The organism is Actinokineospora baliensis, from assembly GCF_016907695.1.
GTDB lineage: Bacteria > Actinomycetota > Actinomycetes > Mycobacteriales > Pseudonocardiaceae > Actinokineospora > Actinokineospora baliensis.
The window spans coordinates 7,461,787-7,475,333 of sequence record NZ_JAFBCK010000001.1 but is presented as its reverse complement, the minus strand read 5'-3'; the positions used below and the strand labels follow the sequence as shown (position 1 = coordinate 7,475,333).

Genomic DNA, 13,547 nt, shown 5'->3' with positions numbered 1-13,547 from the left:
TTGGGTAACGTGGGCCACCATGGCGTCCTCCCCGCACGACGGCGTGCACCAGATCTGCGACCGCTACGTCGACGACATCGCCGCCGCCGACCCGATCATGGCGACGCTGCTCGGCGTCGCCGGTGGTGAGCGCGACCTGCCCGACCTGTCCCCGGACGGGGTCAGCGAGCGCGGCAACCTGGCCAGGGCCGGATTGGCCGCCATCGGCCGGGTCGAGCCCACCGACGCGGGCGAGGCCAACGCGAAGGCCGTCTTCACCGAGCGGGTCGGGCTGCAGGTCGAGCTGTTCGAGGCCGGTGAGCGGCTGGCCGAGCTGAACGTGATCGCCTCGCCCGCGCAGGACGTGCGCCAGGTGTTCGACCTGATGCCCAACGACACCGCCGACGACTGGGCCGCGATCGCCGCCCGGCTCGGGCAGGTCCCCGCCGCGCTCGCGGGCTACCGGGAATCGCTGCGCGCCGCCGCGGCCAAGGGCGACGTCGCCGCGCTGCGCCAGGTCACCAAGGTCGCCGACCAGTGCCGCACCTGGGCCGCCTCCTTCTTCACCGACATGGTCGCCGGTGCCGACGTCGAGGGCGGGCTGCGCTCGGACCTCGACACCGCCGCCGCTGCCGCCTCCGGCGCCTACGCCGGGCTCGCCGAGTTCCTCACCGGTGAACTGGCAGGCAAGGCGCCCACCGAGGACGCCGTCGGCGAGGACCGGTACCGGCTGTGGTCGCGCGAGTTCACCGGCGCCCGGCTGGACCTGCACGAGGCATACGAGTGGGGCTGGGCCGAGTTCACCCGGCTCGAGGCGGAGATGAAGGAGGTCGCCAACCGGATCTCCCCCGGGGCGACCATCGCTGAGGCCGCCGCCGTGCTCGACGCCGACCCGCGCTACCAGGTGCGCGGGCAGAAGGCGTTCGAGGAGTGGATGCAGCGGCTCTCCGACCAGGCGCTGTCCGACCTGCGCGGCGTGCACTTCGAGATCCCGGACCCGCTGATGCGCCTGGAATGCCGCATCGCCCCACCCGGCGGCAGCGTCGGCGCCTACTACACCGGCCCCACCGACGACTGGACCCGACCCGGCCGCATGTGGTGGTCGGTGCCCGCCGACCGCGAGGACTTCTCCACCTGGCGCGAGGTCACCACCGTCTACCACGAGGGCGTCCCCGGCCACCACCTGCAGATCGCCACAGCGGTCTACCAAGCGGCCAGCCTCAACAAGTTCCAGCGCCTACTCGCCTGGGTCCCCGCCTACGGCGAGGGCTGGGCGCTTTACGCCGAACGCCTCATGCGCGAGTTCGGCTACCTCTCCGACGACGGCGACCTGCTGGGCATGCTCGACGCGCACATCTTCCGCGCCGCACGCGTGATCGTCGACATCGGCATGCACCTGAAGCTGGAAATCCCGGCGGGGCACGGATTCCACGCGGGGGAGCGGTGGACGCCGGAGCTGGGGCTGGAGTTCATGCTCACGCGCACGATCACGGACGCGACTCATGTGCACGACGAGATCGATAGGTATTTGGGGTGGCCGGGGCAGGCGCCCACGTACAAGTTGGGGGAGCGGCTGTGGTTGCAGGCGCGGGATGAGGTGCGGGCTCGGCGGGGGGATGCGTTTGATTTGAAGGCGTTCCACCAGGACGCGCTGGAGATGGGCGCGATGGGGCTGGACACGTTGAGGGAGCGGTTGGCGGCGTTCTAGGGCGGTCGGCTCGTCGCCTGACGGGGACCTCGCGACCTGGACCCGTGGTGGTGCGGTGTGCTCGGTGGGTCGGCTCGCCTTCGGCATTGCGACCTGGACCCGTGGTGGTGCGGTGTGCTTGATGGGGCGGGTTCGGCTCGCCTTCGGCATTGCGCTGGATCCGTGGGTGGTGCGGTGTGCTCGATGAGGCGAACTTGTTTGCGCGGGGCCCCTGCACCAGCCGTGGCAGGACCGCAAAAGCCGGGGCCGAAAAGCATGGCCCTGCAGCGAGGCAAGGCTACGACTGCCGCCACCCCCACACAAAACAAGTCCGCCCCATCGAGCAGTTGGCACCTCGGGTTCCGAGTGTCCAGTGGCCGGGTTTGGTGGGCTGGCCCAGTTTCTTGTTTGGTGTTGGTCTAGTTCTGGTCGGTGAGGGGGAGGGGGCGGCCCAGGACGCCAAAGGGGCGGGGGTCGCCTGCGAATTGGTAGTTGCGGAGGACGTCGGTGAAGGAGAGTTTTCGGTAGAGGTTCCAGGCTCGGGAGGGGCCTTCGGGGGTGGAGAGCAGCACGTGGGCGTTGGGGGTGCCCGCTACCAGGCGGCGGACTAGCTCGCCGCCGATGCCCTGGCCCTGGGTGTCGGGGCGGACGTGCAGTTCGGTGAGTTCGAAGTAGTCGCTCATCCAGCTCTCGGCGACCTCGATGCCGTGCCGTTCGGTGACGCCGCGTTTGACCTGTTCGTGCCACCACTGGCCGGGGGCGCCCTGGTAGCCGTAGGCGATGCCCGCCATCCGGTCGTCGGTGTCGAAGGCGGCCACGCAGCGCCAGCCGATCCGCAGCATGTGCGCCAGCCACATCGGGGCTCGTTGTTCCGCGGTGCCCTTGGGGTAGTTCATGGCGGTCACGTACAGGGTCAGCGCCTCGCGCAGGCGGCTCCGCAGCTCGTCGCCGGTCAGCTCGGCGAAGCGGGCGACGCTGGGTTCTGGAGCGGCGGTCACGAGGACGGATCATCCTCCTCGACGCCCACCCGCGCAGCTGTGCCCCCGGTGAGGGTCACCAGATCGGCGTAGGTGGTGGGGAACAGCGACTTCGGGTGGCCCGCCGCGGCCCAGACCGTGGGGTAGCGCTCGAGGTGGCTGTCGACCAGGGTGCGCAGGGGCGCGGGGTGCCCGATCGGGGCGACGCCGCCGATGGCCTGGCCGGTGTGTTCGCGGACGAACGCCGGGTTGGCCTTGCCCACCTCGGTGACACCCGCCAGCGCGGCGAGCTTGGCGGTGTCGGCGCGGTGATCACCCGAGGTCAGCACCAGCAGCGGCTCCCCGTCCGCGATGAAGACGAGACTGTTGGCGATGGCGCCCACGGGTGCGCCCAACGCCGCCGCGGCGGCCGCGGCGGTGCGGACGTCGTCGTCGAGGAACCGGATCCCGGCGGCGGCCTCGGGGAGTCCCGCCGCGCGCAGTGCGGCCGCGACGGCGGTGACCCCGCGGTGCTCGATTGTGCTCACCGCTCCATCACACCACCGGCCCCCCCGGCCGCGCCCAACCACCCGTCAGGGTCACACCCCGGTCTGCTTGAACCCCGTCCGACCACGGGTTACGCTGGTCGTGTTCGAACATAGGTTCGAACACGGTCCGGCGGTGGGGCGGGGGAAGCGCCTCACCGCCGGGCACCGCCGGCTTCCCCTCGGCGGGTTCGTCGCTGTCGTGCGTGACGTCTCGATCGGGAAGGAGGCCCTGATGACCAGCACACTGGACTTCCCCGTCACCCAGGCACCACCGGCCGCCGCGGTGGCCCTGCTCGGGCAGGCCGAGCGCGGGTTCGCCGCGGTGTCGGAGCGGGCGACACCCGCGCACCTGTTCACCGAGTCGTACCTGTGCGCGCTGCGCGCCGCCGCGGCGCTGCTGGCCGCGCGCGGGCGCCCGCACCGGGGCCGCGCCAAGCCCACCAGCGTGTGGACGCTGCTGGCCGCGGTGGCCCCGGAGATGCGCGAGTGGGCGGCGCACTTCGCCTCCTGCTCGGCCACCCGCGCCGCGGTGCAGGCGGGCATCACCAGCCGGGTCGGCCCCCGCGCCGCCGAGGACCTGCACCGGCAGGCGGCCGAGTTCATCGGCCTGGTCCACCGCGCCGTGCACGGCACCCGGCGGTGACCGCGCTGATCGATGCCGACCGGCTGCTCGACGTCCTGGAGGACGAGACCACCCTGCTCGCCGCGGCCGCCACGGGCACCGACCCGGACCGCCCCGTCCCCGGCTGCCCCGGCCTGACCGCCGGGGAAACCACCCGCCACCTCGGCAGCGTCTACCGGATGGTGCTCACCTGGATTCGCACCGGCGACCGCCCCACCCGCTGGCAGCGCCAACCGCACGACGGCCAGTCCGCGGAGCACTACCTGCGCGACGGCCTGCGCGCCCTGCTCGGCGAGCTGGAATCGCACCCGCCGGACGCCCCGTGCCCCACCTGGCACCCCGAAGACCAGACCTACGGCTTCTGGCGCCGCCGCATGGCCCACGAGGCGACGGTGCACCGGGTGGACGTGCAGGGCGCCGCCGGTGAGCCGATCACCCCGGTGCCCGAGGACGTCGCGGTGGACGGGGTGGACGAGGTCCTCACCCTCTGGTTCACCCACCGCCTCGCCGTGCTGGGCGTGTCGGGCACCCGCGCGACGACGGTGGCGGTGCGCACCGCGGGCCACGCCTGGCTGGCCGAGGTGACCACGGACAGGACAACCGCCGCCCCGGCACCCCTGCTGTCCGCTGAATCCGCGGCCGCCACGGTGACCGGGCCGCCCCAGGAGCTCTACCTCTGGCTGTGGGGCCGCAGTGCCGTCTTCAGCTCCGAGGTGGAGCGGGAAGGCGACCTCGACGCCCTGACCCAGCTCTGGGCCCTGCTGCGCCTGGCCACCCGCTAGCCACCAGCCCCCGCCGCCGCGTCGCGAACCCCTGCCCGCGGCGCGGTGGCGGGTTCCACCAGTTCGTCCACAAAGGACCTGAGTGGGTGGTGGGAAAAGCGCGCGCCGCTGCGGGCGCGGCGGGAGGACTACGGTGTCGGTCATGCCCACCCGCCTGGCGAGCCTCGTGATCGATGCGACCGACCCGGCGGCCGCTGCCCAGTTCTGGTACATCATGCTCGGCGGCACCGCCACCCCCGGCCGCGGTGGTTGCCACCGCCTCGTGGCTCCCGACCTGGGCGGATGCGGGCTGGACCTGGTGTTCGTGCCGCAGCGGTGGGACAAGGCGGTGAAGAACCGGATCCACCTGGACCTGGCCACCGAGAGCCCGCACGAGTACCAGGTGCTGACCTCCCTGGCCGCCGACGTCGGGGCGGTCGAGGTGAACGTCGGGCAGGGGCCGGGGGTGCCGTGGACGGTGTTCCGCGACCCGGCGGGCAACGAGTTCTGCATCCTGGAACCGGGGGACCTCTACCACCACACCGGACCGCTGGCCGCGCTCGTCGTCGACGCCGAGGACCCGACCCGGCTGGCGACGTTCTGGTCCGCGGCGACCGGGTGGCCGCTGCTGCACACCGAGGAGAACTCGGCGGCGCTGCGGGCCAGCGAGCGGTCCGGGCCCTGGATCGAGTTCCTGCGGGTGCCCGACCCGCGCCGCGGTCCCCACCGGATCCGGCTCACCCTCGCCGCCACCGACGACGAGGCCGACACCAGCACCCTGATCACCCAGGGCGCCTCCCACCACGACGGCGTCTTCCACGACCCGGAGGGCAACGAGTTCCGGGTGGTGCCCGCGCGCGTGCCGACCTGAGCCGGGCGTGCAGCGGAACCGACCGCCCACCTCGTCTGGGGAGCAGCGGCCGAAGGGGTGGGGATGGGGTTCGACGAGTACGTGCGAGACCGCGGCCAGGCGCTGCTGCGGTTCGCGTACCTGCTCACCGGCGACCGGCACCTCGCCGAGGACCTGGTGCAGACCGCCCTGCTCAAGGCGCACAGCCGCTGGCGCCGGGTCGTCGCGGCTGACCACCCGGACGCCTACCTGCGCCGGATCGTGGTCAACGCCCACCTGGACTGGCGGCGAAGGCGCTCGAGTACGGAGGTCCCGCTGCACCCCGGCGACGCGTGGTTCGAGTCGGCCCGCGCCGCCGACCACGCGGACGGGGTAGCCGCGCGGGAGCAGACCTGGGGCGCGTTGGCCGCTTTGCCGCCCCGGCAGCGGGCGGTGCTGGTGCTGCGCTTCTACGAGGACCGCGACGACCGGACGATCGCCGAGCTGCTCGGGTGCGCGGAGAGCACCGTGCGCTCGCAGGCGTCGCGCGCGTTGAGCAGCCTGCGGGCGGCGTGGGGGACGAAGGAGTCCGCCGATGAGTAGCGGGGAGGGCGCGGTGGACGAGACCGAGCAGCGGTTGCGCGCGACTTTCGCCGAGCGGGCCGACGGGGTGGGGGGCGAGGACCTGCTCCTCGCGGTCCACCGGCGGTTGCGCAGGCGCCGGACCGCCCGGCTTACCACCGCCGCCGTCGTGGTCGCCGTCGCCCTGGTCGGCGGGGTGATCGCCTTGCGGGACACCGCAGGCACCACGTCCAGCACGGCCGCGGGCGGTGCGCCGATGCCCGCGGCCGGGGTGACCGGCACCTGGGAGCCGCTGTTCGTGGTCGGCGACTCCCAGGCGCTCCGCCCGAAACCGCCCCTGATCCACTTCGGCCCCGACGGCCGCTGGACGGCCTCCGACGGCTGCAACGACTCCCAAGGCCGCTACACGACCGGCGGCCCCTCGTTCACAGCCACACCCGAAGGCGGCACGACCTACATCGCCTGCGACAACGTCCCCAACCAGGCCGTGCTGACCAAAGCCACCACGTTCACCCTCCGCGGCGACCAGCTGACCTTCTACGACGCCGCGGGCCAAGAGTTGGGCACCTACCGGCGCACCGGCAGTTAGGCGCGGGCGGATTTCGGCGGGAAACGGTCATCTGCACTAGCGTCCAGGCATGCCGACCCGCTTGGTGAACGTCGTGGTGGACGCCGCGGACCCGCCCGCCTTAGCCCGCTTCTGGGCCGACCTGCTCGGCTGGCGGGCGGAACAGGCCGACACCGGCGAGGTCGACGTCAGCGCGCCACCGGAGGACGGGTGGTGGATGGACCTGGTGTTCGTGCCGGTGCGCGATCCCAAGCGCACCAAGAACCGGATCCACCTGGACCTGTCCAGTCTCTCCCCGACCGACCAGGACGCCACCGTCCGCCGCGCACTGGGCCTGGGCGCGGTCCCGGTCGAACTCGGCCAGGGCGCAGTCCCCTGGGTGGTCCTGGCCGACCCCGAAGGCAACGAGTTCTGCGTCCTGGAACCCCGCCCCGAATACGCCGACACCGGCGCCATAGCCGCCATAGTCGTCGACGCCATCGACCCCGCCGCCCAAGCCACCTTCTGGGCCGCCGCAACATCCCTGCGCATAGTCCGCGACGAACCGGCCTTCGCCTCCCTGCACGCCATCGACCACCACGGCCCCTGGCTCGAGTTCCTCCGCACCGAAGACCCCAAGATCACCAAGAACCGAGTCCACCTGGACGTAGCCGCCCACCCCGGCGAGGACCAGCACCAGGAAGTCGCCCGCTTACGCAGCCTGGGCGCCAAACCCGCCAACGTCGGCCAAGGCGAGTCCCCCTGGGTCGTCCTCACCGACCCCGAGGACAACGAGTTCTGCGTCTTGACTTCCCGCTGACGCATTTCGGGTAACGCCGCTCGACGGGAACGGCTTTGCCGAGCGCCGGTGTCTCGACGACGGAACCGTCAGGCGGGAACGTCCGTCGGGTTCGTTGGTGGATTCCGCGTCAGGTGATGAGCAGGCGGAGGCCGAGCTCGGCGGCGTCGAGGGCGGTGAGGTCGGGGTTGCGCTCGGACCACCGGTTCGCGGCGAGGTCGGCGCGGAGTCGGCTCACCGCGCGGTGTTCGGCCTCGGGGCCGACCCTGGTCCACACGGAGACCGCGCGGCGGACGTGTTCGTCGAGGTAGGCCTCGGGGCGGCGCCAGTGGGCCTCGAAGAAGCCGTCGGCGCAGTCCCACGGGATGAGGACCGGTTCCCTGCGAGCGCCGATCGCGTGGGCCAACTGGTCCACCGATGGCCTGCCTATCACCAGGTTGGCGACCTCGGGCAGGTAGTCGCGGGTGAGCCAGAACCGTTGGAGCCAGCCGGTGTGGCTGGCGTCGTGGGTGAACACCACCACGCGTCGGGCCACGCGGCGCATCTCGCGCAGACCGGCTATCGGGTCCTGCCAGTGGTGCACGGTGCTGAAGGCCATGGCAGCGTCGAAAGACTGGTCCTCGAACGGAAGGTTCTCCGCAGTAGCGGCTATGCACGGTGCCGCGTCCGCGGGGCGCTGCGCCCGCATGACCGAGGATGGTTCCACCGCCGTGACGTCGCGGTCCGGCGGCTCGTAGGAGCCGGTGCCCGCACCGACGTTCAGTACCGTCCGCGCGTCGCCGAGCGCGTCCCAGATCTGGGCGGCTATCCGCGGCTCGGTGGTCCGCGTCGCCGGGTACGCGGACCCGATGACGTCGTACAGCTGCGCGCCGAACATCTTCAGCTGCTCCTCCGGCGTGTTCCTGATCCCCATCGCCCGCGCCTCCAGTTCCCTGTCGATTGCCATCACCATGGCGGCGGCGCGGTCGCGTTGCTCCACCAGCAGTTCCCGCAGGCGGTGCAGGTGCGCGACCGCGTCGGTGGCGGGGTCATCGACCAGATCGGCGATCTCCCGCAACCCGAACCCCAACCGCCGGTACGCGAGGACCTCGCGCAGCCGCTCCACGTCCGCCGACGAGTAGGCCCGGTACCCGGCGGTCGTCCGCGCGGACGGCCGTACAAGTCCGATCTCGTCGTAGTGGTGCAGCGTCCGCACACTCACGCTCGCCAACTCGGCCACGCGGCCCACGGTCAGGTGTTCCCCCACGCGACCGACTATGCGCCATCACGCCACGTGAGGGTCAACGGTTCGCTAGGCGGCGCAACGTCAGGGAACGCCGCGCCAACCGGCTTGCACAGTCCCGGGCCATCACCAACGTTGTCCTTGATGTCCCTCCTGTGTTCGGGGCCGGGTGACGATCGTGGTCGGGTCAGGCGCGGAGGCGGAGGCCTTTGGGGGTTGCGCGGAAGCCGGCGTCGCGCAGGACGGTGGCCAGGGTTGAGGTCAGGGCTATTTCGCCGTCGGCTTTTTCTACGGAGAGGCTGCCGAGCCAGCCTTCGCGGACGGCTTTGGACAGGGCTTCGGCTGCGGCTCGGAGGGACGGGTCGTTGTCGGTGAAGGAGAGGAGGGTTCTGCCGCCGCGTTCTACGTAGAGGGCGGGGACGCCGTCTACCAGGACGGCCAGGGCGCCTGCTTTGCGGGCGGGGCGGTGTTTGCCTTCGCCGACGGGGGTGGGCCAGTCCAGGGCGGCGCCGTAGGGCTGGGCTGGGTCGGCGGCGGCGAGGACCACGGCGTCCAGTGTGGACTGAGGGGCGGTGGGGAGTTGCATGCTCGCCGGGACCGGCCAGCCCGCACCGACCACCACGTCCGGCTCGGGCGGTGCTGAGTCCGGGCGGGAGAGGGCGCGGAGGCGGTCGACGGCTCCGCGAGCGGCGAACTGGGCCGCGCCGAGGCCTTCGACGACGTACCCCCGCACGATCTGACCGGAGTCCTCCATCGCGCGCAGCACCTTGTAGACCCCGCTGAACCCGCCGACCACGCGCTCGGTGTCCAAGGCGCCGCGGGTCAGGACCCCGTGCCGCTCCAGGAAAGCCTCGGCGCGCGCGTGCGCCCGGCGGGTCGGATCCTCCTCGCGCGGCACGACCAACGACCACCGCCCGCCGACGGTCGGCGGTCCGGTGCGGCTGGGCATCACGGGACGTGCCGTGCGCAGGCGGGCGTACCGGCCGCGGGGCGGGGTGCGCCGTGGTTTGTGGGCGGCGCCCTTGCCCGCCACGAGCATCCGTAGCGGCGCGATCGTGTCGTTGGTGACCAGGCCGCCCCACACCAGGTCCCACAGGGCGGTGACCACGTCTTGATCACCCGGCGCCTCGGCTCCGCCGTCGAGCAGGACGGCGCTGGTCCGGTCCACGATCTGGCGGAAGAAGAGCGCCCCGCTGTCCAAAGAAGACAGAACGGCGGTGTGCAGCGGGGTGTCCGGTACCGCCTCCTCCACCTCCGGCAGCAGCAGGTCCGCCACATCCGTTGGCGCCAGAGCGATCCAGCCGTCGCCACCGGCGAGGGAACCGCTGCCGCACCAGGTGACCTCGCCCGCCGTGGTCAGTTCGTCGAGCAGCGCGGGCGTGTACCCGGGCAACCGCGCGGGCAGGATCAATGACTCGACGGCGCTCGCGGGCAGCGGCGCCCCGGCCAGCTGCTCCACCACCGACAGCACGTCGTCGGCCTTCGGGGCCGATCGCAGTCTGCGGCCGATCCCGTGCCAACTGGGCAAGAACCGGCCCAGCGCGGCGGGCTCGACCGGCTCCACCTCGGCCCGCAACCGCGCCAGCGACGCCCGGCGCAACCGGCGCAGCACGTCGGCGTCGCAGTACTCGGTGTGCGTGCCGCCCGGCCGCAACTCGCCGCGCACCAACCGACCTGACCCCGCGAGCCGCTCCAACACCCCCGTCACCACCGACACGCCCAACCCGAACCGGGTCGCCGCCTCCGCCGCCGGGAACGGGCCGTGCGTGCGGGCGTACCGGGCCAGCAGGTCGCCGACCGGGTCCGCCACCGGCTCGGTGAACGCCTCCGGTACCCCCACCGGCAGCGCCGTGCCCAGCGCGTCGCGAACCCGTCCGGCGTCCTCGATCGAGATGAACCGCTCTTCGCCCGCGATCCGCACCCGCAGTACCCGCCGCGCGGCGACCAACTCCGTCAGCCACTCGGGCAGCACGCCGCGCTCGGCCGCCTCCGCCTCGGACAGGTCTCCCAAGAACCGCAGCAGGTCCGCCGCGTCCTCGGCGTGCCTGGCGTGCCGCTTCGGGTCGAGCCGCTGCAGCGACCGCTCCACCTCGGCCAGCACCTCGGGGTCGAGCAGCTCCCGGATCGCCTCCGACCCCAGCAGCTCCGCCAGCAGCGCGCTGTCGAGCGACAGCGCCGCAGCCCGCCGCTCCGCCAGCGGAACGTCGACCCCGTAGAGGAACATGCCCACGTACCCGAACAGCAGGCTGCGCGCGAACGGCGACGCCGACGGGGTCTCCACCTCGACCACCCGCACCCGCCGAGCCCGCACGTCCGACATCAGCTCGCGCAGACCGGCCACGTCGTAGACGTCCTGCAGGCACTCCCGCATGGCCTCCAGCACCACCGGGAACTGCTCGTACTTCGCCGCGACCGACAGCAGTTGCGCCGACCGCTGCCGCTGCTGCCACAGCGGGGTCCGCCGTCGGGGATCGCGCCGGGGCAGCAGCAACGACCGCGCCGCGCACTCGCGGAACCGGGACGCGAACAGCGCGGACCCGCCCACCTCGGCCACCACCACCTGCTCGACCTCCTCTGGGTCGAGCAGCACGTCCTCGACGCCCGCCACCACTTCCTGCCCGCTGTCGTCGACCGCGTCCGGCAGCCGCACCACGATCCCGTCGTCGGAGTGCGCGATCTGCGCGTCCACCCCGCGCCGCTCGCGCAGCCGCGCTCCGATCGCCAACGCCCACGGGGCGTTCACCTGCGCTCCGAAAGGCGAGTGCACCACCAGCCGCCAGTCGCCCAGCTCGTCGCGGAACCGCTCCACCAGCACGGTCCGGTCGTCGGGGATGTGCCTGGTCGCCTCGCGCTGCTCACCCAGGTACGCCAGCAGGTTGTCGGTCGCCCACTCGTCCAGCCCGGCCACCGCGGCCCGCTCCCGCGCCGCCGGTTCGTCCACAGCGGACAGTTCGCGGACGAACGCGCCCAGTGCCCGCCCCAGCTCCAGCGGCCGCCCCGGCGCGTCGCCCTTCCAGAACGGCATCCGCGCGGGCTCGCCCGGCGCTGGCGTGACGATCACCCGGTCATGGGTGATGTCCTGCACCCGCCAGGCCGAGGTGCCCAGCAGGAACGTGTCGCCGACCCGGGACTCGTAGACCATCTCCTCGTCCAGCTCACCGACCCGCGACCCGGCGCCGCGCTCGTCCGGCGGGGTCATCACGGTGAACAGGCCCCGGTCCGGGATCGTGCCGCCCGAGGTGACCGCCAACCGCTGCGACCCCGGCCGCCCGCGCAGCTCACCGCTGACCCGGTCCCAGGTGATCCGCGGCCGCAGTTCGCCGAACTCCTCGCTCGGGTACCGGCCCGCCAACATGTCCAGCACCGAGTACAGCGCCGAATCCGGCAGCGACGCGTACGGCGCCGCCCGCCGCACCAGGGCCGCCAGATCGGTCACCGTCCACGGCTCCAGCGCCACCATCGCCACGACCTGCTGCGCCAGCACGTCCAGCGGGTTGCGCGGGTAGCGGACCGCCTCGATCGCGCCGCCCGCCATCCGCTCGGCGACCACCGCGCAGGACACCAGGTCGCCGCGGAACTTCGGGAACATCACCCCGCGCGAGACCGCCCCCACCTGGTGGCCCGCGCGCCCCACCCGCTGCATCCCGGCCGCGACCGTCGGCGGCGCCTCGATCTGCACCACCAGGTCGACCGCGCCCATGTCGATGCCCAGTTCCAGCGAGGAGGTGGCCACCACGCACGGCAGCCGCCCGGACTTCAGGTCCTCCTCCACCAGCGTCCGCTGCTCGCGCGACATCGACCCGTGGTGCGCCCTGGCCACCACCGGCTCGGTCATCGTGGTCAACCCGGACTGCCCGATCGCCTCCGCCGGGAACCGGGCGATCGCCTCGGACTCCTCGGTCGCCAACTCGTTGAGCCGCGCGGTCATCCGCTCGGCCAGCCGCCGCGAGTTGGCGAACACGATGGTCGACCGGTGCTGGCGCACCAACTCCAGCACCCGCTGCTCCACCACCGGCCAGATCGACGGCCGCTGCGGGGCCTCCGGCGCGTCCGGGTCGACCGGCGCCGCGGGGCCCTCGCCGAGGGCGGCCATGTCCGACACCGGCACCTCGACGCTGACCTGAACCGTTTTCGCGATCTTCGGCCGGACCAGGGTGACCGGGCGGCCGCCGCCGAGGTACCCGCTGATCTCCTCCACCGGCCGCACCGTCGCCGACAGCCCGATGCGCTGCGCGGGCCGCTCCAGCAGCGCGTCCAGCCGCTCCAGCGACACCGCCAGGTGCGAGCCGCGCTTGGTCCCGGCCACCGCGTGCACCTCGTCGACGATCACCGTGCCCACCCCGCGCAGCGACTCCCGTGCCGCCGAGGTCAGCAGCAGGAACAGCGACTCGGGCGTGGTGACCAGCACGTCCGGCGGCGTCCTGGCGAACGAGCGGCGCTCGTCGGCCGGGGTGTCGCCGGTGCGGGTGCCGACGGTGATGTCCGGTTCCGGCAGGTCGAGCCGGTGCGCTGCCTGCCTGATCCCGGCCAGCGGGGCCCGCAGGTTGCGCTGGACGTCCACCGCCAGCGCCTTGAGCGGGGACACGTACAGCACCCGGCACCGCTTCTTGGGGTCGCTCGGCACCCCCTCGTGCGCGAGCCGGTCGAGCGCCCACAGGAACGCGGCCAGCGTCTTGCCCGACCCGGTCGGCGCGACCACGAGCGCGTGCTCGCCCGCCGCGGCCGCCCGCCACGCCCCGGCCTGGGCGTCGGTGGGCGCGGCGAACGCACCGCCGAACCAGTGCCGGGTCGGGGCGGTGAACAGGTCGAGCGCTTCGGTGGTCACAGTCCCATGGTTACCCCAGCGGACCGACAGCGCCACGACCCGATCCGGGCTGTGGATGGTTCGGGTGGTTGTGGACTGTGAGTGTCCACCCGGGACCTCGCCGTGTTGGCCGTGGGAGCCGGGCCCGGACCTGGGTACGGTAAGGCCCCACCCCGCGTGACCTCGCGCACGCGGAGATCTGGGAGACCGG

11 protein-coding genes are annotated in these 13,547 nt (G+C 72.9%); 7 read left to right on the top strand and 4 right to left on the bottom strand.

The features are described 5' to 3' along the window. Window positions 1-19 precede the first annotated feature (19 nt). On the top strand, window positions 20-1,687 hold the full coding sequence (locus JOD54_RS32865; RefSeq protein WP_204455810.1) for a DUF885 domain-containing protein: 1,668 nt from the start codon (window positions 20-22) through the stop codon (window positions 1,685-1,687). Window positions 1,688-2,085: 398 nt separating this feature from the next. Here the strand turns inward: JOD54_RS32865 and JOD54_RS32860 are convergent, their stop codons facing one another. Then, window positions 2,086-2,664: a GNAT family N-acetyltransferase gene (locus tag JOD54_RS32860; RefSeq protein WP_204455809.1), complete on the bottom strand. Its 579-nt coding sequence runs from the start codon at window positions 2,662-2,664 to the stop codon at window positions 2,086-2,088. Next, window positions 2,661-3,170 carry a YbaK/EbsC family protein gene (locus tag JOD54_RS32855; RefSeq protein ID WP_204455808.1) on the bottom strand — a complete coding sequence of 170 codons (510 nt, stop codon included), beginning with the start codon at window positions 3,168-3,170 and terminating at the stop codon, window positions 2,661-2,663. Before JOD54_RS32855 ends, JOD54_RS32860 begins: the two co-directional genes overlap by 4 nt. Window positions 3,171-3,402: 232 nt before the next feature. Here JOD54_RS32855 and JOD54_RS32850 point away from each other — a divergent pair, with 232 nt between their 5' ends. The 6 genes from JOD54_RS32850 to JOD54_RS32825 all read left to right on the top strand — a co-directional run bounded on the left by JOD54_RS32850 (window position 3,403) and on the right by JOD54_RS32825 (window position 7,331). Further along, window positions 3,403-3,813, top strand: coding sequence for an SAV_6107 family HEPN domain-containing protein (locus JOD54_RS32850; protein WP_204455807.1), 411 nt, complete (start codon window positions 3,403-3,405; stop codon window positions 3,811-3,813). Next, the gene (locus JOD54_RS32845) at window positions 3,810-4,574 is read left to right on the top strand and encodes a maleylpyruvate isomerase family mycothiol-dependent enzyme (RefSeq protein ID WP_204455806.1); all 765 of its coding nucleotides are present in this window, start codon (window positions 3,810-3,812) and stop codon (window positions 4,572-4,574) included. The genes JOD54_RS32850 and JOD54_RS32845 overlap by 4 nt, the downstream gene beginning before the upstream one ends. Before the next feature lie 142 nt (window positions 4,575-4,716). Further along, window positions 4,717-5,424: a VOC family protein gene (locus JOD54_RS32840; protein ID WP_204455805.1), complete on the top strand. Its 708-nt coding sequence runs from the start codon at window positions 4,717-4,719 to the stop codon at window positions 5,422-5,424. 63 nt (window positions 5,425-5,487) lie between these two features. Then, complete coding sequence (locus JOD54_RS32835; protein ID WP_204455804.1) at window positions 5,488-5,985, top strand: SigE family RNA polymerase sigma factor; 498 nt, start codon at window positions 5,488-5,490, stop codon at window positions 5,983-5,985. Further along, window positions 5,978-6,553 carry an META domain-containing protein gene (locus JOD54_RS32830; RefSeq protein WP_204455803.1) on the top strand — a complete coding sequence of 192 codons (576 nt, stop codon included), beginning with the start codon at window positions 5,978-5,980 and terminating at the stop codon, window positions 6,551-6,553. The genes JOD54_RS32835 and JOD54_RS32830 overlap by 8 nt, the downstream gene beginning before the upstream one ends. Window positions 6,554-6,602: 49 nt before the next feature. Continuing rightward, window positions 6,603-7,331, top strand: a complete 729-nt coding sequence (locus tag JOD54_RS32825) for a VOC family protein (protein ID WP_204455802.1) — start codon at window positions 6,603-6,605, stop codon at window positions 7,329-7,331. Window positions 7,332-7,440: 109 nt separating this feature from the next. On the opposite strand, the gene JOD54_RS32820 is transcribed toward JOD54_RS32825, so the two are convergent. Beyond that, the gene (locus tag JOD54_RS32820; protein WP_204455801.1) at window positions 7,441-8,556 is read right to left on the bottom strand and encodes a MerR family transcriptional regulator; all 1,116 of its coding nucleotides are present in this window, start codon (window positions 8,554-8,556) and stop codon (window positions 7,441-7,443) included. A gap of 163 nt (window positions 8,557-8,719) precedes the next feature. Next, entirely contained in the window at window positions 8,720-13,357 is a 4,638-nt protein-coding gene (locus JOD54_RS32815) for an ATP-dependent helicase (protein WP_204455800.1), read from the bottom strand. Window positions 13,358-13,547 lie beyond the last annotated feature (190 nt).